At 73.4% G+C, this 23,918-nt stretch carries 21 protein-coding genes and 3 tRNA genes; 7 read left to right on the top strand and 17 right to left on the bottom strand.

Features of this window, described 5'->3' with window-relative positions; translation table 11 throughout:
* Nucleotides 1-35: 35 nt before the first annotated feature.
* From AB0K07_RS26730 to AB0K07_RS26720, 3 genes are read left to right on the top strand one after another with little or no spacing between them, the layout of a single operon-like run.
* Entirely contained in the window at nt 36-2,402 is a 2,367-nt protein-coding gene (locus tag AB0K07_RS26730; RefSeq protein WP_363758944.1) for an RNA degradosome polyphosphate kinase, read from the top strand.
* A 24-nt stretch (nt 2,403-2,426) separates the two neighbouring features.
* A complete protein-coding gene (locus tag AB0K07_RS26725) occupies nt 2,427-3,947 on the top strand; it encodes a CYTH and CHAD domain-containing protein (protein ID WP_363758941.1) in 1,521 nt (506 codons plus the stop codon).
* On the top strand, nt 3,935-4,849 hold the full coding sequence (locus AB0K07_RS26720; RefSeq protein WP_363758939.1) for an NUDIX hydrolase: 915 nt from the start codon (nt 3,935-3,937) through the stop codon (nt 4,847-4,849). Before AB0K07_RS26725 ends, AB0K07_RS26720 begins: the two co-directional genes overlap by 13 nt.
* 71 nt (nt 4,850-4,920) lie before the next feature.
* Here AB0K07_RS26720 and AB0K07_RS26715 read toward each other — a convergent pair whose 3' ends face one another.
* The 4 genes from AB0K07_RS26715 to leuC form a co-directional block, all read right to left on the bottom strand.
* Complete coding sequence (locus AB0K07_RS26715) at nt 4,921-6,864, bottom strand: endonuclease/exonuclease/phosphatase family protein (RefSeq protein WP_363758936.1); 1,944 nt, start codon at nt 6,862-6,864, stop codon at nt 4,921-4,923.
* A gap of 138 nt (nt 6,865-7,002) precedes the next feature.
* The gene (locus tag AB0K07_RS26710; RefSeq protein ID WP_363758933.1) at nt 7,003-7,647 is read right to left on the bottom strand and encodes an HU family DNA-binding protein; all 645 of its coding nucleotides are present in this window, start codon (nt 7,645-7,647) and stop codon (nt 7,003-7,005) included.
* A 172-nt stretch (nt 7,648-7,819) separates the two neighbouring features.
* Nucleotides 7,820-8,407 carry a 3-isopropylmalate dehydratase small subunit gene (gene leuD / locus AB0K07_RS26705; protein ID WP_363758930.1) on the bottom strand — a complete coding sequence of 196 codons (588 nt, stop codon included), beginning with the start codon at nt 8,405-8,407 and terminating at the stop codon, nt 7,820-7,822.
* Nucleotides 8,408-8,421: 14 nt separating this feature from the next.
* On the bottom strand, nt 8,422-9,867 hold the full coding sequence (gene leuC, locus AB0K07_RS26700; protein WP_363758927.1) for a 3-isopropylmalate dehydratase large subunit: 1,446 nt from the start codon (nt 9,865-9,867) through the stop codon (nt 8,422-8,424).
* 49 nt (nt 9,868-9,916) lie between these two features.
* On the opposite strand from leuC, the gene AB0K07_RS26695 reads away from it, so the two are divergent.
* A complete protein-coding gene (locus AB0K07_RS26695; protein WP_036374687.1) occupies nt 9,917-10,603 on the top strand; it encodes an IclR family transcriptional regulator in 687 nt (228 codons plus the stop codon).
* A gap of 159 nt (nt 10,604-10,762) precedes the next feature.
* Here the strand turns inward: AB0K07_RS26695 and AB0K07_RS26690 are convergent.
* The 4 genes from AB0K07_RS26690 to AB0K07_RS26675 all read right to left on the bottom strand — a co-directional run bounded on the left by AB0K07_RS26690 (nt 10,763) and on the right by AB0K07_RS26675 (nt 12,189).
* Nucleotides 10,763-10,835 (bottom strand) — tRNA-Glu (locus AB0K07_RS26690).
* A 164-nt stretch (nt 10,836-10,999) separates the two neighbouring features.
* A tRNA-Glu gene (locus tag AB0K07_RS26685) sits at nt 11,000-11,072 on the bottom strand.
* A 133-nt stretch (nt 11,073-11,205) separates the two neighbouring features.
* Nucleotides 11,206-11,277: transfer RNA gene (locus AB0K07_RS26680), tRNA-Gln, on the bottom strand.
* Nucleotides 11,278-11,385: 108 nt separating this feature from the next.
* The gene (locus tag AB0K07_RS26675; protein ID WP_363758923.1) at nt 11,386-12,189 is read right to left on the bottom strand and encodes a fumarylacetoacetate hydrolase family protein; all 804 of its coding nucleotides are present in this window, start codon (nt 12,187-12,189) and stop codon (nt 11,386-11,388) included.
* Between the two features lie 173 nt (nt 12,190-12,362).
* On the opposite strand from AB0K07_RS26675, the gene AB0K07_RS26670 reads away from it, so the two are divergent.
* Together AB0K07_RS26670 and AB0K07_RS26665 are read left to right on the top strand one after the other, a co-directional pair.
* Nucleotides 12,363-13,811, top strand: coding sequence for a hypothetical protein (locus AB0K07_RS26670; protein WP_363758920.1), 1,449 nt, complete (start codon nt 12,363-12,365; stop codon nt 13,809-13,811).
* 34 nt (nt 13,812-13,845) lie between these two features.
* A complete protein-coding gene (locus AB0K07_RS26665) occupies nt 13,846-14,712 on the top strand; it encodes a 3-methyladenine DNA glycosylase (RefSeq protein ID WP_363758917.1) in 867 nt (288 codons plus the stop codon).
* 16 nt (nt 14,713-14,728) lie between these two features.
* Here AB0K07_RS26665 and AB0K07_RS26660 read toward each other — a convergent pair whose 3' ends face one another.
* The 8 genes from AB0K07_RS26660 to AB0K07_RS26625 form a co-directional block, all read right to left on the bottom strand.
* Nucleotides 14,729-15,016 (bottom strand): hypothetical protein, encoded by a 288-nt coding sequence (locus AB0K07_RS26660; RefSeq protein WP_363759170.1) that lies wholly within the window; start codon nt 15,014-15,016, stop codon nt 14,729-14,731.
* Between the two features lie 51 nt (nt 15,017-15,067).
* Nucleotides 15,068-15,493: an alternative ribosome rescue aminoacyl-tRNA hydrolase ArfB gene (gene arfB, locus AB0K07_RS26655; RefSeq protein ID WP_363758914.1), complete on the bottom strand. Its 426-nt coding sequence runs from the start codon at nt 15,491-15,493 to the stop codon at nt 15,068-15,070.
* A gap of 34 nt (nt 15,494-15,527) precedes the next feature.
* Complete coding sequence (locus tag AB0K07_RS26650; RefSeq protein ID WP_363758911.1) at nt 15,528-15,824, bottom strand: hypothetical protein; 297 nt, start codon at nt 15,822-15,824, stop codon at nt 15,528-15,530.
* Nucleotides 15,825-15,934: 110 nt separating this feature from the next.
* Nucleotides 15,935-16,795: a trypsin-like peptidase domain-containing protein gene (locus AB0K07_RS26645; RefSeq protein ID WP_363758908.1), complete on the bottom strand. Its 861-nt coding sequence runs from the start codon at nt 16,793-16,795 to the stop codon at nt 15,935-15,937.
* 39 nt (nt 16,796-16,834) lie between these two features.
* Nucleotides 16,835-17,794, bottom strand: coding sequence for a VWA domain-containing protein (locus AB0K07_RS26640; RefSeq protein ID WP_363758905.1), 960 nt, complete (start codon nt 17,792-17,794; stop codon nt 16,835-16,837).
* On the bottom strand, nt 17,791-18,816 hold the full coding sequence (locus AB0K07_RS26635; RefSeq protein WP_363758902.1) for a DUF58 domain-containing protein: 1,026 nt from the start codon (nt 18,814-18,816) through the stop codon (nt 17,791-17,793). Before AB0K07_RS26635 ends, AB0K07_RS26640 begins: the two co-directional genes overlap by 4 nt.
* Complete coding sequence (locus AB0K07_RS26630; protein WP_363758899.1) at nt 18,813-19,862, bottom strand: MoxR family ATPase; 1,050 nt, start codon at nt 19,860-19,862, stop codon at nt 18,813-18,815. Before AB0K07_RS26630 ends, AB0K07_RS26635 begins: the two co-directional genes overlap by 4 nt.
* Before the next feature lie 236 nt (nt 19,863-20,098).
* Nucleotides 20,099-20,608, bottom strand: a complete 510-nt coding sequence (locus AB0K07_RS26625; protein WP_363758896.1) for a hypothetical protein — start codon at nt 20,606-20,608, stop codon at nt 20,099-20,101.
* A 341-nt stretch (nt 20,609-20,949) separates the two neighbouring features.
* Between AB0K07_RS26625 and AB0K07_RS26620 the strand changes: the two genes are divergently transcribed.
* Nucleotides 20,950-21,945 (top strand): endonuclease/exonuclease/phosphatase family protein, encoded by a 996-nt coding sequence (locus tag AB0K07_RS26620; protein WP_363758893.1) that lies wholly within the window; start codon nt 20,950-20,952, stop codon nt 21,943-21,945.
* Nucleotides 21,946-22,041: 96 nt separating this feature from the next.
* Here the strand turns inward: AB0K07_RS26620 and cimA are convergent, their stop codons facing one another.
* A complete protein-coding gene (gene cimA / locus AB0K07_RS26615; RefSeq protein WP_363758890.1) occupies nt 22,042-23,625 on the bottom strand; it encodes a citramalate synthase in 1,584 nt (527 codons plus the stop codon).
* Between the last annotated feature and the right edge of the window lie 293 nt (nt 23,626-23,918).

Below are 23,918 nucleotides of genomic sequence, written 5' to 3'. Positions count from 1 at the left end.
TTTTGCGTTAACCGGAATCGGGTGATTATGAGCGGGTGAGCACCCCTCGCGAGCACCCGGCCAGCCCACCCGCCACCGACCCGGTCGTCCCCCGCAACGGCACCCGCACCCGCGGTGCCGGCGGCCGATCCCGCCCCGTCCGCGCCGAGCGGGCCGGCGCGGCCCGCGCCGACGCGCCCGACACCAACCCGGCCGCGGCCTCCTCCGGGCTGGACGAGGTCCTCGACCCCGCCGCCCGGCCCACCGAGACGGAGATCCCGGCAGCCGGTCAGGCGCGGCCGACCCTTCCGGAGGAACGGCCGGCAGGCGGCGAGCTGGACGAACCGCCGGCCGCCGCGCCGCTGCCGGAGGACCGGTTCCTCAACCGGGAGCTGTCCTGGCTCGACTTCAACGCCCGGGTCCTCACGCTCGCCGAGGACCAGCGCACTCCGCTGTTGGAACGGGCCAAGTTCCTGGCCATCTTCGCCAGCAACCTGGACGAGTTCTACATGGTGCGGATCGCGGGCCTGAAGCGCCGCCTCTCCGCCGGCCTCCCGGTACGCGGTGGCGACCGGCTGCCCCTGCGTACGCAACTGGAGCTGATCGCCGAGCGGACCGCCGAGCTGGTCGCCCGGCACGCCGCGTGCTTCGTCGACGACGTGCTGCCCAAGCTCGCCGACGAGGGCATCCGCATCCTGCGCTGGGGCGACCTGGGCGACGCCGAGCGGGAGCGGCTGCGCACCTACTTCCGGGAAGCCATCTTCCCGGTGCTGACCCCGCTCGCGGTGGACCCGGCGCACCCGTTCCCGTACATCTCCGGGCGGTCGCTCAACCTGGCGGTGGCGGTCCGTGACCCGGACGGCGGCACGGAGCTGTTCGCCCGCGTGAAGGTGCCCAACAACGTTCCCCGCTTCGTCCGGGTGGACCGGGACCAGCCGGGCGTACGGATGGTGCCGGTGGAGGACCTGATCTCGGTGCACCTGGGGCAGCTGTTCAGCGGCATGAAGGTGGTCGAGTGCCACCTCTTCCGGGTCACCCGTAACGCCGAGGTGGAGGTCGACGAGGACCGCGACGAGGACCTGCTCCAGGCCCTGGAACGGGAGCTGGCCCGGCGCCGGTTCGGTCCACCGGTCCGGCTGGAGGTGGCCGCGTCGATCTCCGATCACATGCTGGACCTGCTCGTCCGGGAACTGGACATGGACGACCAGGACGTGCTGCGGGTGCCCGGGCTGCTGGACCTCTCCGCGCTGTGGCAGGTCTACGGCGAGGCGGACCGGCCGGACCTCAAGGACCCGCCGTTCGTGCCGGCCACCCACCCCCGGCTCGCCGAGGGTGAGGTGCCGCGCAGCGTCTTCGCCACCCTGCGCGACGGGGACATCATGGTGCACCACCCGTACCACTCGTTCGCCACCAGCGTGCAGCGCTTCATCGAGCAGGCCGCCGCCGACCCGAACGTGCTGGCCATCAAGCAGACCCTCTACCGCACCAGCGGCGACTCTCCGATCGTCGACGCGTTGGTCGACGCGGCCGCCGCCGGCAAGCAGGTGGTGGTGCTGGTGGAGGTGAAGGCCCGCTTCGACGAGGTGGCCAACATCGGTTGGGCCCGCACCCTGGAACGGGCCGGGTGCCACGTCGTGTACGGCCTGGTCGGGCTGAAGACGCACTGCAAGACCGCGCTGGTGGTCCGGCAGGAGGGCAACCAGATCCGCCGCTACTGCCACATCGGCACCGGCAACTACCACCCGAAGACCGCCCGGCTGTACGAGGACTTCGGCATGCTCACCGCCGACCCGGAGATCGGCGCCGACCTCACCGACCTGTTCAACGTGCTCACCGGCTACAGCCGGCAGACCGCGTACCGGCGACTGCTGGTCGCCCCGCAGGGCATCCGCAGCGGTCTCATCGAGCGGATCGAGCGGGAGATCTCGCACGTCCGGCTGGGCATGCCCGGCCTGGTGCAGTTCAAGGTGAATTCCCTGGTGGACGAGGGCGTGACCGACGCGCTGTACCGGGCCTCCCAGGCCGGCGTGCACGTCGACCTGCTCATCCGCGGCATGTGCACGCTGCGCCCGGGGGTGCCGGGGCTGTCGGAGAACATCCGGGTCCGCTCGATCCTCGGCCGGTTCCTGGAGCACTCCCGGATCTTCCGGTTCGGCAACAACGGCAACGCCGAGTTCTGGATGGGCTCGGCGGACCTGATGCACCGCAACCTGGACCGGCGGGTGGAGGCGCTGGTGCAGGTGAGCGACCCGGTGGCCCGAGCCGAGCTGGACCACGTGCTGAACCTGGCGATGAGCCCGGACGTTGACGCGTTCGAGCTGGCCGGTGACGGCTGCTGGAGCCGGCGTACCGGCGGCGACGAGGCGGCCCGGCAGCATCTCCAGGAACTGCTGCTGCACCGCGTCGGTGGCACCGCCGGCTGACCGGTGGCGGCATAGGCTGACCTGATGGTGGAGGAGGAGCGGAAGCACGAGGTGGACGACACCTTCGTGCTTCCGGACCTGTCCGCCACCTCCCCGGCCGGCGGCCGGGTCCGCGCGCTGCCGCCGGTGACGTTGGTCGCCCGCTACATCGACACGGTCGACCTGCGGCTCGCCCGGGCCGGTGCCTCGCTGCGCCACCGCCGGGGCGACGAGCTGCCCTGGACGGTGAAGCTGCCGACGTCGACACCCGGCGTCCGGCACGAGATCTCCCGCCCGGGGCCGGTCGGGCAGCCGCCACCGGAGCTGGTGGAGCTGGTCACCGTCCTGCACCGGGGTGCACCGCTGGCGCCGGTGACGGTGGTGCGCACCGTCCGGCACGCCCACGAGGTGTGCGACGCGGCGGGCCGGGTGCTCGCCGAGGTGGTGGACGACCGGGTGACGGTGCTCGACGACGCCGGCGCCACCACCGGCACCTTCCGTGAGCTGGAGGTGGAGCTCAAGGCCGGCGACCGGAAGCTGCTGGACCGGATCGGCGCGGTGCTGCGGGAGGCCGGCGCGCGGGACGGGGCGTTCACCCCGAAGCACGTGCGGGCGCTGGGCGCGGCGGCGCAGGCCGAGCCGGACCTGGTCGCGCCGGCCGGGCTGCCGGCCGATCCGAGCGCCGGTGACGTGGTCACTGAGGCGATCCGCAAGGAGGTACGCCGGCTGCTGGCGTATGACCCGCTGGTCCGGCTGAACACCCCCAGCGACGGTGGCCGCAGCGCCGTCCACCAGATGCGCGTGGCCTGCCGGCGCCTCCGCAGCGACCTGCGCACCTTCGCGCCGCTGGTCCGCAGGAGCTGGTCGCGCCCGCTGCGCGCGGAACTGCGCTGGCTGGCCGGAGTGCTCGGCGCGGCCCGCGACGCCGAGGTGCTGCGCGACCGGCTGCGGCGCACCGCGTCCGCCGATCCGCTCAGCCCACTCGACCCGGCGGCGGTGGAGCGGCTGGACGAGGCGCTCGCCGGGCGGCAGCGGCAGGCGCTCGCCGCGATCCACGAGGCGCTGCGCTCCGCCCGTTACCTGGCCATGGTGGACGCCCTGGTGCTGACCTCCCGTGGCCCCCGGCTCACCCGCCGGGCGGCCGCCCCGGCGAAGCGTGCGCTGCCCCGGCTGGTGGTGCGCCCCTGGCGACAGCTGACCGGGCCGGACGGCGTCCACGCCCTCGACCCGCTGGCGCCGGACGACCTCTGGCACGCCGTGCGCAAGGAGGGCAAGCAGGCCCGGTACGCGGTCAACGCGGTGACCCCCGCGCTCGGCAAGGGTGCGCGCCGACTCTCCCGGGCGTTGGCGCGGGTGCAGGATGTGCTCGGCGAGCACCAGGACGCCGCCGTCGCCGCGGACACCTGGCTGGCGCTGGCCGCCGAACGACCGGACGACCACGAGCTGGCGGTCACCGCCGGTCGGCTGGCCGAGCGGGAGCGCGAGACGGTACGCCGGATGCGGGCCCGCTTCCCCGCCGCCTGGCACCGGGCCACCCGGCGACGGCGGACGCGATGGCTGCCGTGACCGGCATCCGGGCGGCCGGCGGGGTGGCCTGGCGCCAGTCCGACGACGGCGTGCAGGTCTGCCTGGTGCACCGTCCGCGCTACGGGGACTGGACGCTGCCGAAGGGCAAGTTGGAGCCCGGCGAGCACCCGCTGCTCGCGGCGGTACGCGAGGTGGCCGAGGAGTCCGACGTGCAGGGCGTGCCGCAGGTGCGGCTGCCGTCGGTGCGCTACCGCAGCGAGGGCCAGCCGAAGCTGGTCGACTACTGGTCGATGCTCGCGGTGGGCGCTGGCGGTTTCCAGCCCGGCACCGAGGTGGACGACGTGCGCTGGCTCGGCGTGGACGACGCGATCCGGCTGGTCAGCTACCCGCACGACGCCGAGGTGCTGGCCGCGTTCGCGGCGCTGCCACCGGTGACCGGGACGGTCGCGCTGGTGCGGCACGCTCACGCGGGCAAGCGGGCCACCTGGACCGGCCCGGACACCGGCCGGCCGCTGGACGCCGAGGGATGGGCGCAGGCCCACGCGCTGGCCGGGTTGGTGGCCGTGGTCCGGCCGGCCCGTCTGGTGTCGGCCTCGCCGCGCCGCTGTGTGCAGACGCTGGACCCGGCTGCCGCGCTGCTCGACCTGCCGATCGAGATCTGCGGCGACCTGGACGAGCCGCAGCCCGGCCAGCAGATCGACGAGCGGGTCCTCGCCACCGCCGCCCGGCTGCTGGAGCTGGCCAGCGCCGGTGGGCAGGTGGCGGTGTGCAGCCAGGGCAAGGTGCTGCCGGGCGCGTTGGAACAGCTGACCGGCCGCGCCGACGAGGACTTCACGACGCCGAAGGGCGGCGGCTGGCTGCTCGCCTTCACCGCCGACCGGCTGCTCGCCGCCGACCGGCTGCAGCCGTCGCCCGCCTGCGTGCGACCGTCGCCCTCGTGATCCACACGTTATCGGCGCTGTCGGAGTGTCCCGTTGGCCTGGAGACCCCGATATCGCTGATCCGGAGTGGATCAGGCGCGGGGTCGGCGGGGCGGAAGGGTGAGGGTGACCGCCACCGGCAAATGATCGCTGGCCGTGCCGCGTGGGGCGACCGCGCCGCCGGGTGTCAGGCCGGGCGAGACGAGGACGTGGTCGATCTGTTCGCGCGGATCGTCGGCGGGGCTGGTCACCAGCGGTCGGGCGGCCGCCAGCGCGTCGACCAGACCGGCCGCCACGAACTGCCCGAACGCCTCGTCACCGGGCTCCGTGTTCAGGTCGCCCGCCACCACCAGCGGCCGGCCGGCCGCGTACCCGGTGGCGAAGTCGGCGACCGCGCGGGCCTGGACCACCGGGCCCCGACCGGGCGGCGGTTGCAGGTGGGTGCTGACCACGGCGGTGCGGACACCGTCGCCGAGGTCCAGGGTGACGGCGAGGGCCTGCGCACCGGTGGGCGCCCCGACGACGGGCAACGGCAGCGTCCGTGGATCGCTCACCGGCCACCGGCTGAGCACCGCGTCGCCCCAAACGGGGTCGGCGGCCGGCGCGAAGACGTACGGCATGCCGAGCCGGTCGGACAGCAGGTCCAGCGTGTCGTGGCCGCCGTTGAGCAGCCAGCCCCGGTCCACCTCGCTGAGCAGCACCACGTCCGGCCGCTGCCGGTCGATGATGGCGGCCAGCCCGGCCAGGTCGAACCGGCCGTCCAGCCCGAAGCCCATCCGGATGTTGTACGCCACCACGGTCAGCCGCTCCGGCGGACCGTCCCGGTTGCCGGCCACCGGCACCCCGTCGGCGAGCAGCGGCGCCAGCAGGGCAAGAGCGGTGATCGCGGCGGTGGTCCGCAGCGGCGGCAACGGCGCCGGGGCTGGGCGGCCGACCGGACGGGCGGCGAGGGCCACGGCGGCGACCAGCGCGGCGACCACCACCGGCACCGCGGCGTTGGGGTAGCCGAGGTCGTAGGCGGAGTAGTAACCCACCGCGCCCAGCGCGAAGACGAGCATGCCGGCGGCGACCGCGTACCCCCGCCGGCCCGCCGCACGCGCGGCAGTGTCGGCGCTGTCGGCGCTGTCGGCGCCGCCGGCGTTGTCGGTGTTGTCGGCGAGGGCGAGGCAGGCGCCGAGACCCACGGCGGTGAGCAGGACGGCGGGGAGCAGCAGGTCGCCCCGGTCGAGGGCGAAGAGCAGCGCACCGGCCAGCAACGTGACCGGCCCGAGCGGCCGGCCCCACCGCCGGAGTGGGCCGGTCAGCGCGGCCAGCAGGAATCCGGCGACCGCCACCGGCACCGGGGCGAGCCCGAACAGCGGCGAGCTGGCCACGCCGCCCCCGGCGACGAGGTACGAGGTGCCGGTCCCGGCCACGGCCGGTGCGAGCGCCACCATTCCGGCCAGCAGCAGCGCCGGCCCGGCCAGCAGCCAGGCGCGGGCGCCACCGGGCCCGACAGGTAGCGCCGGTAGCGCCCACGGCGCCGGCCGGGCCCACAGGGCCACGCCGAGCAGGAACAGCGCCACCGCGACGGCGCTGAGCAGCCAGGCCACCCGGTCACCCCGCCAGACCAGGTCGTACGTGTCCAGCACCGCGTGGACGGCCGCGTTGGCCGCCAGCCCCAGCGCCAGCCCGGGCACCGGCCGGTCGGTGTCGGTGGCGACGCCGACCAGCCAGACCAGCCCGGCCAGCAGCCCGGCGGTGGCCAGCCAGAGCTGCGTACGCCCGCCCGGAGCGGCGGTGAGCGCGAGCCGGGCGGCAGCCAGCACAACGGCGGCGGCGACGGTGACCGGGCGGGCACCCACCCGGCGGACCAGCGCCGGTGCGGCCAGCGCGAGCACGAACCAGCCGAGCGCGAACGCGCCCATCAGCTCGGCCGGAGTGGACGCGGCCTGACCGAAGATGGTGATGATGCCGGGCAGCCAGACCCGCAGCACGTCGATGAGCAGGATGACGCCCAGCGCGAGCGATCCGGTGGTGAGCTGGCGGTAGCGCACCGGCGCCTCTTCCCGTCGGCGGGCCGGCGGAGGGGGCCGGCACGGGGATTCTGCGCGTGCCGGGCGGCCCGGTCAACGGGGCGGACTACGCCGAAAGGGCGCCCACCCCACGGGTGGACGCCCTTTCGTGCGGGTCGGTCAGCGCTTGCTGGCCGCCTTCTTGGCCGGGGCCTTCTTCGCCGGGGCCTTCTTGGCCGCCGTCTTCTTGGCCGCCGTGCTCCTGCTCGCCGCCGCGGTGGTCTTCTTCGCCGCGGTGGACCTGGTCGCCGCGGCGCTCTTCTTCGCCGGGGCGGTCTTCTTGCTGGCGGCCGTCTTGGTGGCCGTGGTGCTCTTGCCCGCCTTGGCCGGGGCGGTCTTCTTGGTGGCCGCCTTGGTCGCCGTCGCGGTCTTGCTCGCCTTGGCCGGGGCGGTCTTCTTACTGGCCGCCTTGGCCGTGGTGGCCTTGGTGCCGGTGGCCTTGGCCGTGGTGGTGGCGGTCTTCTTCGCCGCCACCGTGGCCTTCGGCACCTTGCCGCTGGCCACCATCTCCTTGAACCCGGCGCCGGGGCGGAAGGTGGGGACAGATGTCTTCTTGACCTTCACCGCCTCGCCGGTACGCGGGTTGCGCGCTGTTCGCGCGCCACGCACACGCTTTTCGAAGGCTCCGAATCCGGTGATCGCCACCTTCTCGCCCTTGGTAACCGCTGCCTGGACCTCAGTGAGGACCGCGTCGAGCGCGGCCGTCGCCGTTTTCCGGTCCCCCAGGCGAACGGCGAGCGCCTCGATGAGCTCGGCCTTGTTCACGACTTCCTCCCGATTGTGCAACTGACTCGACGCGAGCCATTCTGCGCGCACGGTATGCCCTGTGCTGCCGGGACACAAACATTCGGTAGAAAAAAGCCCTTGTGTCGTAACGGATTCGCCCCCACCGGTTGGACCGGTGGGGGCGGAATCCGCTGTGCGGTCGGGCGTACGGCTATGCCACGGAGGGCAGGAACGACAGCCGACCCGCCTCGTACGCGTCGATCTCGGCGGCGTGCCGGAGGGTGAGTCCAATGTCGTCCAGGCCCTCCAGCAACCGCCACCTGCTGAAGTCGTCCAGCGGAAACGACCAGCTGGCGTCCCCCGCCCGGAGCTGGCGGGCGGTCAGGTCGACGGTCACCGGGGTGGTCGGGTCGGCCTCCACGAGGTCCCACAATTCTTCGACGGCTTTCAATTCCAACTCGACCGGCAGCAGGCCCTCCTTGAGTGCGTTGCCGCGGAAGATGTCGCCGAAGCGCGGGGCCACGACTGCGCGAAAGCCCCAGTCCCGCAGCGCCCAGACGGCGTGCTCACGGGAGGAACCCGTGCCGAACTCCGGACCGGCGATGACGATCGACGCCCCGGAATACGATTGATCGTTGAGCACGAATGCCGGATCTTCCCGCCAGGCGCTGAACAGCCCGTCGGCGAAGCCGGTCCGAGTCACCCGCTTGAGGTACACGGCCGGGATGATCTGATCGGTGTCCACGTTGGAGCGCCGCAGCGGCACGGCGGTGCCGGTGTGGGTGGTGAACTTGTCCATCTCCTCGGTCCCTTCTACAGGTCGGCGGGGGCGGCCAGCCGCCCGAGGACGGCGGTGGCGGCGGCGACCGGCGGGGAGACCAGGTGAGTGCGACCGCCCCGGCCCTGACGGCCCTCGAAGTTGCGGTTGGAGGTGGAGGCCGAGCGCTCGCCCGGCTTCAGCGTGTCGGGGTTCATGCCCAGGCACATCGAGCAGCCGGCGAACCGCCACTCGGCGCCGGCGTCGGCGAAGACCTTGTCCAGCCCCTCGGCCTCGGCGGCCTCCCGCACGGCGGCGGAGCCGGGCACCACGAGCATCCGGACCCCGTCGGCGACCGTGTGGCCGCGCAGCACGTCGGCGGCGGCCCGCAGGTCCTCCAGCCGGCCGTTGGTACAGGAACCCACGAAGACCACGTCGATGGGCAGCTGCCGCAGCGGGGTGCCGGGGCGCAGGTCCATGTACTCCAGCGCGCGGCGGGCCGCGGCACGCTCGGAGTCGGTGGCGAACTCCTCCGGGTCCGGCACGGGCGCGCTCAGCGGCGCGCCCTGCCCGGGGTTGGTGCCCCAGGTGACGAACGGCGTGATCTGGCTGGCGTCCAGGGTCACCTCGGCGTCGAAGCGCGCGCCGTCGTCGGTGGGCAGCGTCCGCCACCACGCCACGGCCGCGTCCCAGTCGGTGCCCTGCGGCGCGTTCGGCCGACCCTTCAGGTAGGCGAAGGTGGTCTCGTCCGGCGCGATCATGCCGGCCTTGGCGCCCCACTCGATCGACATGTTGGCGATGGTCATCCGCCCCTCCATCGAGAGGGCACGGATGGCCTCGCCGCGGTACTCGACGATGTGCCCGCGACCACCGCCGGTGCCGACCTGGGCGATCAGCGCGAGCACCAGGTCCTTGGCGGTGACCCCGGGGGCGAGCCGGCCGGTGACGTTCACGGCCATGGTCTTCGGCCGGCTCTGCGGCAGCGTCTGGGTGGCCAGCACGTGCTCCACCTCGCTGGTGCCGATGCCGAAGGCGAGCGCGCCGAACGCGCCGTGGGTGGCCGTGTGCGAGTCGCCGCAGACGATCGTCATGCCGGGCTGGGTGAGCCCGAGCTGCGGACCGATCACGTGCACGATGCCCTGGTTGTCGTCGCCGAGCGGGTGCAGCCGCACGCCGAACTCGGCGCAGTTGCGGCGCAGCGTCTCGATCTGGGTGCGCGACGTGGGGTCCGCGATGGTGAGCAGGTCACCACGGCGGGACCGGAACGCCGGGTCGGCGTACCCGGTCGGGGTGTTGTGGTCCTCGGTCGCGAGCGTCAGGTCGGTACGGCGCACCCGGCGCCCGGCGAGCCGCAGCCCGTCGAACGCCTGCGGGCTGGTCACCTCGTGCAGCAGGTGCAGGTCGATGAAGAGCAGGTCCGGCTCACCAGCGGCGGACCGTACGACGTGCGCGTCCCAGACCTTCTCGGCCAGGGTCCTCGGCTCAGGAGTGACTCCCACCATCTGGACATCCTAAATTCTGGGAGGTAAGTTTCGGCTTGTGGGACACAGTATGAGCGGTGTCGGCGTTCTCGACAAGGCGGTGGTCATCCTGGCCGCCTGCGTCGACGGCGCCAGCCTGGCCGAACTCGTTGAGCGCACGAAGCTGCCCCGGGCCACCGCGCACCGGCTGGCACAGGCACTGGAGATCCATCGGATGCTGGTCCGGGACACACAGGGCCGCTGGCGCCCCGGCCCCCGGCTGGGCGAGCTGGCCAACGCCGCCCCGGACGTCCTGCTGACCGCCGCCGAGCCGCTGCTGGCCGCCCTGCGCGACGCCACCGGCGAAAGCGCACAGCTGTACCTGCGCCGCGCGGACGAGCGGATCTGCGTGGCGGCGGCGGAGCGCGCCAGCGGCCTGCGCGACACCGTTCCGGTGGGCTCGGTGCTGCCGATGACGGCCGGTTCCGCGGCCCAGATCCTGCTCGCCTGGGAGCCGCCGGAGGCGGTGATGCCGCTGCTGCCGCGCAGCAAGTTCACCGGCCGCACCCTGGCCGAGGTACGCCGCCGCGGCTGGGCGCAGAGCGTCGCCGAGCGGGAGGCGGGTGTGGCGAGCGTCTCCGCCCCGATCCGGGACCGCACGGGTCGGGTCATCGCCGCCGTCAGCATCTCCGGCCCCATCGAGCGCCTCGGCCGCCGCCCCGGCGAACGCCACGCCATGGCCGTGGTGCGAGCCGGCCAACGCCTCTCCGGCCTCTAACCCACCCCACCCCACCCCGCCCCGCCTCACCCCACTGCGGTGATCATGAAGTTAGCGGCGCGAAACGCCGGTGCCGGCGACGCTAACTTCATGATCACCGAGGCAGTCCGACGGAACGGGAAAGGCCCGTCTCGCGGGGCGAGACGGGCCTTTGGTTTGTAGCCCCGACCGGATTCGAACCGGCGCTACCGCCTTGAGAGGGCGGCGTCCTGGGCCACTAGACGACGGGGCCAGAACTTTCCTGCTTCACCGCTCTCGCGAGCGGTGCGGCTGTAGTCTAGCGGCACCGCACGCGGGGGCGAGCACGGGGTGCAGGGCCTCACGACCGCGTCGGCGGGACAGTGGGCGGACACGAAACAGCCCGCCTCACCAGGTGAGACGGGCTGTGTGCCGATGTAGCCCCGACCGGATTCGAACCGGCGCTACCGCCTTGAGAGGGCGGCGTCCTGGGCCGCTAGACGACGGGGCCAGAACCACTTCTGCTCCCCCACCCTCGCGGGCGGAGGAGCTGCACTCTACCGGAGACCACTCTCCGCCCCCGAGGGGCGGAGTCGAACTCCGTCAGAATCCAGCGTCCGGGATTCTCGCGAATCCCAGCTGCGCTGGGGTACCAGGACTCGAACCTAGACTAACTGAACCAGAATCAGTCGGGCTGCCAATTACCCCATACCCCATTGGCCCCTTGCGGCGCCGGGAGTGAACATTACCCTCCCGGTGCCGGCAGGCCAAATCCGATCCCCCCGAACCGCCCGTGAGCTGCGGAAACAGGGGCATCGGACGGATCAGGCGACGGGAACCACCGGGTTGCTCAGCTCGCCGATGCCCTCGATCCGCACGGTGACCGTATCCCCCTCGACGAGGGGGCTAACCCCTGCCGGCGTGCCGGTGAGCACCACGTCGCCGGGCAGCAGCGTCATCACGTGCGAGATGTACGACACCAGGCCGGGCACGTCGAAGACCATGTCCTTCGTCCGGCCGAGCTGGCGTACCTCCATCTCGTCGGGGTTACGGCCGACCTCACACCGGATCTCCAGGTCGGAGACGTCCAGCCCGGTGGTGATCCACGGACCGATCGGGCAGAACGAGTCGAAGCCCTTGGCCCGGGTCCACTGCCCGTCGGAACGCTGGAGATCCCGGGCGGTGACGTCGTTGGCGCAGGTGTAGCCGAAGATGGCGCGTTCGGCGGCGGCGCGGTCGGCGCGGCGTGCCCCCGGCGCGCCGATCACGACGGCCAGCTCGGCCTCGTGCTCCACCTGCTTGGAGAAGATCGGCAGCCGGATCGCGTCCCGAGGACCGATCACGGAGGTCGACGGCTTGAGGAAGAGCAACGGTTCCTTGGGCACCTCGGTGCCGTGCTCGGCGGCGTGGTCGGCGTAGTTGCGACCCACGCAGACCACCTTGCTGGGCAGGATCGGCGAGAGCAGCCGGACGTCGGAGAGGGCCCAGCGAGCCCCACTGAAGGAGAGCTGGCCGAACGGGTGGCCTTCGATCTCGGCGATGGTCAGGCCCTGCGGCCCGGCCTCCGGCTCGCCCTCGACGACCCCGAACGACATTCCCTTGGCATGAGCGAAACGAGCGATACGCACCTGGCCAATCTAGCCCCGCCGACCGGTTTACCGGCCAGGACTGGCTGCCGGTGTGCTCAAGCCGTCACGGCGGGGCACCCTACCCGAGGCGGCGACGGGCGGGGCCGGCTTCCCGACTTCGTACCCGCACGGAGGCGGCGCGCCCCTAGCGTCGGCTCCGGAGGTTCGTTCGTATGCCTGCATCGACACGACACCACAGAGCCCTCGCAGTGCTCGTGCACTGCCTCGGCATCCTCGCCGCCGTGCCGGCCCTGCCGCCGGCGGCTCCGGAGGCGGCGGCCGCGCCACGACCACCGGCCGTCACGCCACAACCAACGGCGGCCACGCCACGACCAGCGGCGGCCACGCCCGGCCCGGCGGCGACGACGCCACCGGTGACCGGCACGCCGCCACCGGTGGCGGTGGCCGCCCGGGCGCCCGTCGCGGCGCCCACCCCACCGTCGGCGCCGCCGGCGATGGCACCACCCTCGCGGAAACCGGCGACGACACTCCCGCCGCCCGTCACGGTGGCGGTCGCGCCGGAGAGCAGCCCCGCGCCGCGATACCGGATCCACGTCCGTAACAGGGGCAACTCGCCGGTCGACACCACCGTGCGCCAGGAGCTGCCACCGGGCGCCTCGGCCACGGCGATCAGCGCCGGTGGCCGGGCCACTCCCGTCGGCGGGTCCGCCGCCGAGGTGACCTGGCGGCTGAAGCTGCCCGCGCACAGCGCCACCACGCTGGGCACGGCGCTCACGGCGACCGCGCCGGGCCAACCGATGACCGCGCCGGCCTGCGCGTTCACCAGCGACGGCAGCCGGCCGTACGACTGCGCCACCGCCACCTGGCAGGCGGCGGCGACACCCGCGCCCAAGGTCACCGAGGCGCCGCCCTGGCAGCGGATCCCGGTGCTGCTGGCCGGGCTGGCCGTCCTGCTGCTGCTCTGCGCCGGCGTGTTCTGGGTGTGGCGCCGGTGGCGTGGGCGGCGGGTGAGGGCCGCGGCCCTGGCCTCCAGCGGGACGCCCGACGACGGACGCGGAACCGTCTACCCGCGCCCGTCGGCCCCGAGCCCCGCACGGCGTCGGCGTACCCCGCCGGTCTGGTTGCTGGTCGGTGCTGCGGTGGTCGTGCTGGCCGCCGTCATCGGCACGGCGGGCTGGACGGCGACACGCCGGGTCGCGGCGATCGACACCCAGAAGCAGCCGACCAGCGGCGCGTGGATGGGCACCTCGGTCACCGGCCCGCTGGGCGTGCCGCTGCGCGAGTCGGCGTTCGAGTTCACCGTGTACCGGATTTCCTGCGGTGCCGCCGCTGCCGCCCAGCCGGCCGACGGTGGTGGTACGGCTCCGGCCGCCGGTCGGCGCTGCCAGGCCACCGTCGGTGTGCGCAACGTCACCGGCGATCAGCAGCCCTGGCACGGCCAGATGCAACGGGCCTACCTGCCCGGCGGGCGCTGGGTGAGCACGGACGAGCCGGCCACGCAGGCGGCCAACCTGGGTCGGGACGTCTTCGCCGATCCGGTTGCCGCGGGCAGCCGGGTGGTGCTCCCGCTGGTCTTCACAGTCGACGGGCGGGACCCGCCCCGGCAGCTGGAGCTGCGCAGCGGGATCTTCTCCGCCGGCGTACGGGTGGACGTGCCCTGACCGGTGGGCGGGCGGCGGTCGTACCCTGGGGTCCGTGACCGCCGCCCTCGCCCCCGCCGTGCTCGACGTGGCGGCGTGGCAGGCCCGCCGCCGGGCCCACGAGGAGCGGGTGGACGCCTGGCTGACCCCGCACCTGGCCCGCCGGCGCCACGGCGAGCGGCACCCGGTGGCCGACTTCCTGTTCACCTACTACTCGCACCGCCCGGCCCAGCTGCGTCGCTGGCACCCCGGCGCCGGAGTCGAGCTGCTCGGCGCGGAGCCGGCCGATTTCGGCCGGGACTACCGCGCCAGCAGCGCCGGGGTCACCCTCGACACCGCTGCCGTACGCGCGCGGCGCGGCGACTCGATCGACTGGATCCGCTCGTTGCTGGCGGCCACCGCCGGGCGGACGCCGCACTTCGGCTGCTTCGGGATGCACGAGTGGGCGATGGTCTACCGGCAGACCCGCGAGGAGCTGCGGCACAACGCCTGGCCGTTGCGGCTGGACCCGGAGCGGACCGCCGCGGTCGTCGAGGAGCGGGGCGTGCGGTGCAGCCACTTCGACGCGTTCCGGTTCTTCACGCCGCCGGCCCGCCCGTTGAACGTGCTCACCCCGACACGGGAGACCCAGCACGCGCACGAGCAGCCGGGCTGCCTGCACGCCAACATGGACCTTTACAAGTGGGCGTACAAGCTGTCGCCGCTGGTGCCCTCGGAACTCGTCGCGGACTGCTTCGAGCTGGCCCGGGAGATCCGCACCCTCGACATGCGGGCCTCCCCGTACGACCTGGCGGCGCTCGGTCATCCACCGGTCCGGGTGGAGACCCCGGAGGGCCGGGCGGAGTACGCCGCCGCGCAGCGCGGCTTCGCCGACCGGGCCGCCGTGCTGCGCGACCGGCTGCTCGCCGCCGTTCCGGCCTGATCCGGCAGCGTCCGGCTCAGCTCGCCGGGCGGGTACGCAGGCCGTCGATGAGCAGCGCGACCACCGCTGCCATGTCGTCGTCGATGCCCGGCTCACTCCACTCGCTGCGGTGCGCCGGGTGGTGGAACCGGGCGGTGGCCTGCAACAGCGCCCGGCCGGCCACCGCCGGGTCGGGCACGCTGAACTCGCCGGCCGCCACGCCGTCCGCGACGATCAGGCTGAGCTGACCGGCGAGGATCTCCAGGTGGTTGGCGACCGCACCCTCGGAGAGCGTGGCGAGCCTCCTTTGACTGACAGATTCCAGATTCTGTCATCCGATAGCCGCAGAGACCCCGACCCTTCCGCAGGTGAAGTACTACTCGCCGTCGACGCGGCGGTCGCGTTTGCGCTGGGACTGGCGCTTCTTCTCGGCCAGCCGGCGCTCCTTGGCCCCCCGGGACGGGCGGGTCGCCCGGCGGGGCGGTGGCGGCGGCGCCGCGGCCTCCCGCAGCAGCGCGACCATTCGCTCGCGGGCCGCCTCCCGGTTGGCCAACTGCGCGCGGTGCTCGCTGGCGGCGACCGTCAGCACCCCGTCCACCAGGCGGTTGGCGAGCCGCGCCAGCGCCCGGGACCGGACCGACTCGGGCACGGCCGGCGAGTTGGCCAGGTCGTAGCTCAGCTCGACCCGGGAGTCGGCGGTGTTCACGCCCTGCCCACCCGGCCCGGACGAGCGGGAGAAGCGCTCCCGCAGCTCCCCGGCGGGGACGACCCACCGGTCGGTCACCCGCAGTCCGTCGTCCACGCCCCGAGGCTAACCCGCACCGGCGCTCCCAGGGTCACCGGTGCGGTCGTTCACTCTGCGTCGTGGACGGACTGGGAGCCGGGCCGGCAGTCTCGTCGTCCGAGCCGACCGCCGCGTACGCCGCGGCGCCGAACAGCAGCAGCGCGATCACCCCGGCCTTGGTGGCGACGGCCCGGATCAGCAGCCACGCACTGCGCCGGGCACCCGGCACCGATTTCTTGATGGTCTGGTAGTCGCTCCACCCGCGCCGCGCGCGGGCGTACGCCGACCCCACTGCACATCCGATGACCAGGCCCACCAGCAGGAGGACCGCGATAAGAGGACGCTCCACCTCCGCCAGTATCCATACCGAGCGTAATATTTCCATGGCCCGATGCTCACGGGCCGGATATCCGACAGTGGCGGCGATCCCACGGGCCGTCGCCAGGCTGTACGAGCAGCTCAGCCGCCCTTGCCGATGATCGTGTCGGCGGTCTGCTGCACCTGCTCGATCGGGATGGCGAAGCCGATGCCGATCGATCCGTTTCCGTCGATGGTGGCGATCGCGGTGTTCACCCCGACCACCTCGCCACGGGCGTTGACCAACGGCCCGCCCGAGTTGCCGGGATTGATCGACGCGTCGGTCTGCACCGCGCTGTGCCGGTTGTTGCCCAACCGCACCTGCCGGTCCAAGGCGCTGACGATCCCCGCGGTGACCGTCCCGGCCAGGCCGAGCGGCGAGCCCACCGCGAGGACCGGCTCACCGACCCGGGTGGCACCCGGCTTGGCCAGCGGCAACGGGGCGAGCCCGGCCGACGCGGGCACCTTCAGCACGGCCAGGTCGCTGCGCGGCTCCCGGCCGACCACCTCGGCGGCGAACCGGCGGCCATCGGGCAGCTCCACAGTCACCGGCCCGCCGCCACCCTTCGCCAGGATGTGGTCGTTGGTGATCAGGTGCTGCTGGTCGTCGATGGCGAAGCCCGAGCCGGTCGCGGACGAGCCGGTCGTGCCGCCGGCGAGCACCGACACCACTCCGGGCACGGTCCGCTCGGCGGCGGTGACCAGCTCCGCCGGCACCGGGGCGGCGGACGCCGCGGCCTCGCCGGGAGCGCCGTCCCGGCTCGCCACCACGCCACCGGCCACCGCACCCGAGACGGCCGAGAGCGCCACCACCGCCAGCGCGGCGAGCAGCCGGCCCGGTCGCCGTCCTCCGGGCTCCCGCCCGCCGCCGGGTGCGTCCCACCACCCGCGCCCGTCCGGGTCGAGTTCCGGCGAGATGAACCAGGGACCGCGCGGTTCGCCCAGTCCGGTCTGCACTGCCATGCGTACTCCTCACGGTCGTACTCGGTTGCGCGCGGCGGGTCAGGGCAGCCGGGAGAACCAGCGCATCGAGCCGGCGGCGGCGCCCATCGCGAAGACCAGTCCGAGGCCGATGAACCGGGCCGAGACGTCCTGCCGCTCGGTGCGGTAGCCGACCGAGCTGCCGATGTCGTCGTAGACCGCGCGCAACTCCTCGGTGGTGCTGGCCTCGTGGAACATCCCGCCGGTCTCCTCGGCGACCGCCTTGAGGGTCTGCCCGTCGACCGGCACCTGGATCGGCCGCCCGCCCCGGTCCACGAACCCGGACGGGGTGCCGAAGGAGATGGCGTGCACCGGCACCTCCGCCGCGACCGCGTCCGCGGCCGCCTCCATCGGGTCCATCCCGGACGTGTTCGCCCCGTCGGAGAGCAGGATGATCCGGGCCGGCGGGGTCTCGGTGGCGGCCTGGTTGTCCAGGCCCTTGACCGCGCCGAGCGAGGTGTTGATGGCCTCGCCGATCGCGGTGCCCTGCACGCCGGTCACCCCCTCAGCGAGCCGACCGATGCCCTCTTCCAGGGCCTCCCGGTCGGTGCCGGGAGGCACCAGCACGGCCGCGCTGCCGGCGAACGCGACCAGACCGACGTTGAACTCGTCGGGCAGACCCTCGACGAAGCGCCGCGCCGCCTGCTTGGCCGCGGTCAGCCGGTCCGGGTCCACGTCGGTGGCGAGCATCGAGGTGGACACGTCCACCGCCACCATCACGGTGGCGCGTTCCCGGGGCACCCGCACCTCGGCGGTGGGCCGGGCGAAGCCGACCACGAGCAGCGCCAGCATGGCCAGGAACAGCCCGGCCGGGACGTGCCGACGCCACGCCGGGCGCTCCGGCGCCACCCGGTCCAGCAGTCGCAGGTTGGTGAAGCGGACCGCGTACCGGCTGCGCCGACGCTGCATCACCAGGTACGCCACGACCAGCGCGAGCACGCCCAGCAGCAGCCAGAGTCGCAGCGGCGACTGCCAGATCACGCGGCACCTCCCCGGGCGACTCCGGCCGGCGCGGCGGCCATCCGGCGTTGAGCGTGCACGTGCCGGACGATGTCCGCGCTCCAGTCCCGGTCGGTGCGCAGCGCCAGGTGGGTGGCCGCACTGCGCCGCAGCGCCTGGTGGACCTGGTCCCGCTGGGCGGCGGCGGCCTCGGCGTACCGCTCCCGCAGCCGGCGGTCCGATGTGCACACCTCGCGCCGGCGACCGGTCTCCGGGTCGACCAGCGTGATCAGGCCGACGTCCGGCAGCTCCAGCTCCCGCGGGTCGGTCACCTCGATGGCCAGCACCTGGTGCCGGGCGGCCAGCCGGCGCAGGGTCCGCTCCCAGGGGGGCGGCTCGTCGGGGTCGTCGGGTAGGCCGTCGAGGAAGTCGGAGACCACCACGACGAGCCCGCGCCGGTTGGCGACCCGGTGCAGGGCGTCGAGCCCTTCCGCCAGCTCCGGCGGCCCGGCCGGCACCGACACCCCGGTCGACGGCCCGGACCGGTCGCCGGGCGCGGTGGCACGCGGAGCCGCCAGCAGAGCGCGGAGCAGCCCGAGCAGATGGGTACGCCCACTGCGGGCCGGGAAGCGGCGGACCCCGTCGGCGCGCAGCACCTGGGCCCCGAGCCGGTTGCCGACCCCGGCGGTCAGGAAGCCGATCGCGGCGACCGCGGCCACCGCCAGCTCCCGCTTGTCCAGCTCGGCGGTGCCGAACTCCATGCTGGCGCTGGCGTCGACCAGCAGCCAGGTGGTCAGTTCCCGGTCGGCGTCGACCTGCCGGACGTGCGGCACGGCGGTCCGGGCGGTCACCGCCCAGTCCATCCGGCGGACCTCGTCCTCGCCCGGCCGGTACTCGCGACTGCCGGCGGGCTCGCTGCCCGGCCCGGGCAGCAGGCCACGGTACTGACCGTGCAACAGGCCGTTCAGGCGGCGGGTGACGGTCAGCTCCAGGCGGCGCAGCCGCTGGTCCGGAGCCAGCTCGGCGAGGCCGGGGTCGGCCGGCGCGGCGACCACGCGCCTCATGCCGCCGCCAGGTCGGGGGCCTGCTGCGGGTGCCCGTCGGCCAGCCGGGGCGGTGGCACCGCCTCCACCAGCCGGCGCACCACACCCTCGGCCGAGACCCCGTCGGCCACCGCGTCGAAGGAGAGCACCAGCCGGTGGGCGAGGACGTCCACCGCCAGCTCCCGGACGTCCTCGGGCAGCACGTACTCCCGCCCGCGCAGCAGCGCCCGGGCCCGGGCCGCCGCGACCAGGCCGAGGGTGGCCCGCGGGCTGGCACCGTACGCCAGCAGCGGGGCCATCTCGGCCAGCCCGAACCGGCCCGGGTCGCGGGTGGCGAGGATGAGCCGGACCACGTACTCCGCCAACGCGTGGTGGACGAAGACCCGCTCGGCGTGGATCTGGAGGTCCCGCAGCCGTTGCGCGTCGAGCACCTGGCGCGGGCTCGGCCGGTCGGTGCTCATCCGGTAGAGGATCGCCAGCTCCTCGGCGTCGCTCGGGTAGTCCACCACCACCTTCATCAGGAACCGGTCGCGCTGCGCCTCCGGGAGTTGGTAGACCCCCTCGGACTCGATCGGGTTCTGGGTGGCCAGCACCAGGAACGGCGTCGGGACCGGCCAGCTGCGTCCGCCGATGGAGACCTGCCGCTCCGCCATCGCCTCCAGCAGCGCCGACTGGACCTTCGCCGGCGCCCGGTTGATCTCGTCGGCCAGCACCAGGTTGGCCATGATCGGGCCCAGCTCGATGTCGAAGGTCTCCTTGGAGGCCCGGTAGATCCGGGTGCCGACGATGTCGGAGGGGACCAGGTCCGGGGTGAACTGGATCCGGGAGAAGGTGCCGCCGACCACGGTGGCGAGGGTCTGCGCCGCCAGCGTCTTGGCCACGCCGGGGACGCCCTCGAGGAGGCAGTGCCCGTTGGCGACCAGGGCGATGAGCAGGCGTTCGACGAGCCGATCCTGCCCGACGATCACGCGTTTGACCTCGAAGAGGGTCTGTTCCAGCTCGACGCCGGTCGGTTCTGGATCGACCGGGCTGGGCACGCTGGCCAGGGTGTCCGAGATGTCCGTCACGGTGCTTGCTTCCCGGGGCGGGAGCCCGGCAAACGTCGGATTATCAGCGCCGAAGTGCCCGATGGTGCCCCGGCCCGGGATGAACTGTCCGGTCGGGTGACAACGGCCCCGGGACGGCACGAAGCCACGCGGACGGCGGCAGACCGGATGCAGGGCGAAGCCGCCGGGCGGGCCGGCGGCTTCATTCGGGGACAACCCGGGGTGCCGGCCCCTGTCCAGGACCGGCACCGGGACCGTCAGGCGAGGTGGACGACCAGGTGGAAGCCCAGGTCGGCGGCAACCCCCGCCGAGTTGCGGGTCTGCACGAAGACCCCGTTCGGCGTGCTGAGCCGGGGCGCGACCGAGATCTCGCCGGACGACGGGATGCAGCAGGAGTCACCCCTCCCGATGGTGGCCACGATGACGCCGGACGTGATGATGTGACCGAACTGGATCTCGTACTGGCCGACGCCGTACTTGATCACGGTGCCGACGCCGCGCGCCTTGGTGCCGTTGGCGTTGACGACCACGATGCTGGTGCTGGCGACGAGTGTGCTTGCCGCACCGGACTTCAGTGCCGCCTTCGCTTTGCGGGCGGACTCCGCCGTCACCGGCGGCTGGGCGTTCGTGCTGCGCGCCGCCGGCTGGACGGCGTCCACCGGTGCCTTCGCGTTCGGCTGGGCGACGGCGATCCCGCCCCCGGCCAGGCTCAGGCCCAGGACAGCGAACGTGACCGCCGCCGCCTTACGTCGGAAAGTTGTGCTCATGACAGGTCCCCCTTGTGTGACCGTGCGAATTCGGCCGACCCGCGGGGCGGGACGGATGACTGCCTGTAATAGGTGGACGACGACAATGAGACCGGCGGAAGAATTTATCTCACGCGCACCTAGTGAGGTTGATTTCTCAACGATCTACATCCGGCCTGAGCAGGCATTACTACTCAGCGTTGCGTCGTATAGGCCAGATGGAACGTAGCATCGGAAAAAGCCGAACGTCAATAGTCGATCTCGCTTTAACAAGCTGTTAGTCAGCCGTCAGATAATTGTGAAAGGTGAGCGCATCACTATTCACGAAATGGGTGCGGAAAGTTGCCGCTAGGCTGATCGCCATGATCGTCGACGCTCCGCCCGCGCCGGCCCGACGCCGCGCCGACCGGATCGGCACCGTTCTCTGCTGGTTGGCGGTCGTACCGACGGCCGCCTGGGCCGCCGCCCGGTTGGCCGGTCTGGACCGGGGGCCGCTGGTGCAGGCGCTCGCCTTCACCCCGTACGTCGCGGGCTGGAGCGTGCTGGCCCTCGTGCTCGCCCTCGCGTTGCGGCGCCGGTGGCCGGCGGTGGTCGCGGCGGTGGCCGCGGCGGCGCTGCTCGGCGTGGTCGCACCCCGGGCACTCCCGGCCGGGCAACCGTCGGCCGGCGGGCCCACCGTACGGCTGCTCACCGCCAACCTGCTCGCCGGCTCCGCTGACGCGCCGACGCTGGTCGACCTGGTCCGGCGGCACCGGGTGGACGTGCTCGCCGTGCAGGAGTTCACCCCGGACGCGCAGGCCGCCCTGGACCGGCTCGGGCTCGACCGGTTGCTGCCCCACCGGCAGCTCAACGCGCAGGTCGGCACCCCCGGCTCCGGGCTCTACTCGCGCTGGCCGATCACCGACGCCGGCATCCGGCACAACCGCGGCGGGTGGGGCTTCAGCCAGGCGTACGGCACGCTGGCCGTCCCCGGCGCGCCCCCGGTCCGCGTCGAGTCGGCCCACCCCTCGGCGCCGTACGCGCTGGACCAGGTCGACGCCTGGCGTGGCGACCTGACCACCCAACCACCGGCCACTCCGGACGGTGGCCTGCGGATCCTCGCCGGGGACTTCAACGCCACCCTCGACCACGGCCCGCTGCGGGCCCTGCTGCGCACCGGCTACGTCGACGCCGCCGACGCCACCGGGGCGGGGCTGACCGGCACCTGGGGCCCGTACGACGGCGACCTGATCCCTCCGGTCACCATCGACCACGTGCTGGTCGACCGCCGCGTCGCGGTCCGCTCGGTGACGGTGCACGACCTGCCCGGCACCGACCACCGTCCCGTCCTGGCCACCCTCCGCCTCCCCGCCCCGTAATCCGAAACCCCGGCCCCGCCCCACGCCCGGCCAGACGAGTCGATCATGGAGTTGTGGTGGGCGGGGCGAGGGCGCGGGGACGGGCCGCGCGCGGGGTCAGACGGGGGTGGGGGCCAGGCCGTAGGTGAGGGCGTCGACGAGGGCGTGCCAACTGGCCTCGACCACGTTGGGGTGCACGCCCACGGTGGTCCAGTCCCGGCCGCCGCCGTCGGCCGTCTCCAGCAGCACGCGGGTGACGGCGCCGGTGCCGTGGCTGCCCTCCAGGATGCGCACCTTGTAGTCGGCCAGCTCGAAGTCGCGCAGCTGGGGATAGTGCCTGGCCAGTCCCACCCGCAGCGCCTCGTCCAGGGCGTTGACCGGGCCGTTGCCCTCGGCGGTGGCGATCACCCGCTCACCGCGTACCCGGATCTTGACGGTCGCCTCGGAGACCACCGCGCCGTCCTCGCGGTGCTCGACCAGCACCCGGTACGACTCCAGGGTGAACGGCCGCGCCGGGCCGCCCTCCGGCAACTCCGAGCGGACCAGCAGCTCGAAGGAGGCGTCCGCCGCCTCGAAGGACCAGCCGCCGGCCTCCAGCTCCTTGACCCGCTTTGTGACCCGGGTCAGCGCCTCCGGACGGCCGGCCAGGTCCAGGCCCAGCTCACGACTCTTGAGCTCGACGCTGGCCCGGCCGGCCATCTCGGTCACCAGGATCCGCATGTCGTTGCCCACCACCGACGGGTCCACGTGGTTGTAGAGCAACGGGTCGACCTTGATCGCACTCGCGTGCAGCCCCGCCTTGTGGGCGAAGGCCGCGGCCCCGACGTAGGCCTGGTGGGTGTCGGGTGCGATGTTGGCGATCTCGGCGATGGCGTGCGAGACGCGCACCATCTGCGCCAGGCAGCCCTCCGGTAGGACGGGCATGCCGAGCTTGAGTTGAAGGTTCGCGACGACCGCGAAGAGGTCGGCGTTGCCGGGGCGCTCGCCGTACCCGTTGGCGGTGCCCTGGACGTGGCGGACGCCCGCCTCCACCGCGGCGATCGTGTTGGCCACCGCGCACGACGTGTCGTTCTGCGCGTGCATGCCGAGCAGCCCCGCGTCGATCCCGAGCCGGTCGGTCAGGTCGGCGATCACGGCGGTCACCTGGGACGGCAGCATCCCGCCGTTGGTGTCGCAGAGCACCATCCGCTCGGCGCCGGCGGCCAGTGCGGTCTGCACCACCGCCGCGCCGTACGCCGGGTCGTGCCGGTAGCCGTCGAAGAAGTGTTCGCCGTCGACGAAGACCCGGCGGCCCTCGCCGACGAGGTGGCTGACGGTGTCGTGGATCATCGCCAGGTTCTCCGCGCCGGTGGTGCGCAGCGCGCGTTCGACGTGCCGGGTGTCGGCCTTCGCGACCAGCGCCACCGCCGGCGTCTGCGCGTCCAGCAGGCCGCGCACCTGGGGGTCGTCGGCCACCGCCACGCCGGCCTTGCGGGTGGCGCCGAACGCGACCAGCACGCCGTGCCGCAGGTCCAGCTCGGTGCGTGCCCGGCGGAAGAACTCGGTGTCCTTGGGCACCGCGCCCGGCCAGCCGCCCTCGATGAAGCCGACGCCGAACTCGTCGAGCAGTCGGGCCACCGCCAGCTTGTCGACAACCGAGTAGGTGAGCCCCTCGCGCTGGGCACCGTCGCGCAACGTCGTGTCGTAGACCTGGAACGTCATCAGGATCCTTTCTCGGAGCAACAAAAAGACCCCCCGCGGATGCGGGAGGTCTGCGCGCTCGGCGGAGGGGAGGGCCGGCGCGCTAGGTCGCAATAATCAGGGCGGTGCTGTTCACGATCGTTACTCTGCCACCGCCTCCCTGGTTTTGGGAGGAACAATCCACATGGCGGGACGGTAACGCTCGGTTGCGACACCGCGGTCGCCGCCGAGCGGCTGCCGCGACCCGCCGCTCGTGATCGGCTTCACAAGTCACCTGCCCGCCCAGCGGCGAAAACGCGCCTACGGAAGCATCT

Source organism: Micromonospora sp. NPDC049301 (assembly GCF_040678715.1).
GTDB lineage: Bacteria > Actinomycetota > Actinomycetes > Mycobacteriales > Micromonosporaceae > Micromonospora.
The sequence above is the reverse complement of the archived record's forward strand: the minus strand, read 5'-3'. Positions and strand labels throughout refer to the sequence as shown.

Bases quoted from the DNA above. Each gene is read 5' to 3' on its own strand.
- AB0K07_RS26725 (WP_363758941.1), top strand. From the start codon at position 2,427: ATGGTGGAGGAGGAGCGGAAGCACGAGGTGGACGACACCTTCGTGCTT.
- AB0K07_RS26720 (WP_363758939.1), top strand. From the start codon at position 3,935: ATGGCTGCCGTGACCGGCATCCGGGCGGCCGGCGGGGTGGCCTGGCGC.
- leuD (WP_363758930.1), bottom strand. From the start codon at position 8,407: ATGGACAAGTTCACCACCCACACCGGCACCGCCGTGCCGCTGCGGCGC.
- leuC (WP_363758927.1), bottom strand. From the start codon at position 9,867: ATGGTGGGAGTCACTCCTGAGCCGAGGACCCTGGCCGAGAAGGTCTGG.
- AB0K07_RS26695 (WP_036374687.1), top strand. From the start codon at position 9,917: ATGAGCGGTGTCGGCGTTCTCGACAAGGCGGTGGTCATCCTGGCCGCC.
- AB0K07_RS26670 (WP_363758920.1), top strand. From the start codon at position 12,363: ATGCCTGCATCGACACGACACCACAGAGCCCTCGCAGTGCTCGTGCAC.
- AB0K07_RS26645 (WP_363758908.1), bottom strand. From the start codon at position 16,795: ATGGCAGTGCAGACCGGACTGGGCGAACCGCGCGGTCCCTGGTTCATC.
- AB0K07_RS26635 (WP_363758902.1), bottom strand. From the start codon at position 18,816: ATGAGGCGCGTGGTCGCCGCGCCGGCCGACCCCGGCCTCGCCGAGCTG.
- AB0K07_RS26625 (WP_363758896.1), bottom strand. From the start codon at position 20,608: ATGAGCACAACTTTCCGACGTAAGGCGGCGGCGGTCACGTTCGCTGTC.
- AB0K07_RS26620 (WP_363758893.1), top strand. From the start codon at position 20,950: ATGATCGTCGACGCTCCGCCCGCGCCGGCCCGACGCCGCGCCGACCGG.
- cimA (WP_363758890.1), bottom strand. From the start codon at position 23,625: ATGACGTTCCAGGTCTACGACACGACGTTGCGCGACGGTGCCCAGCGC.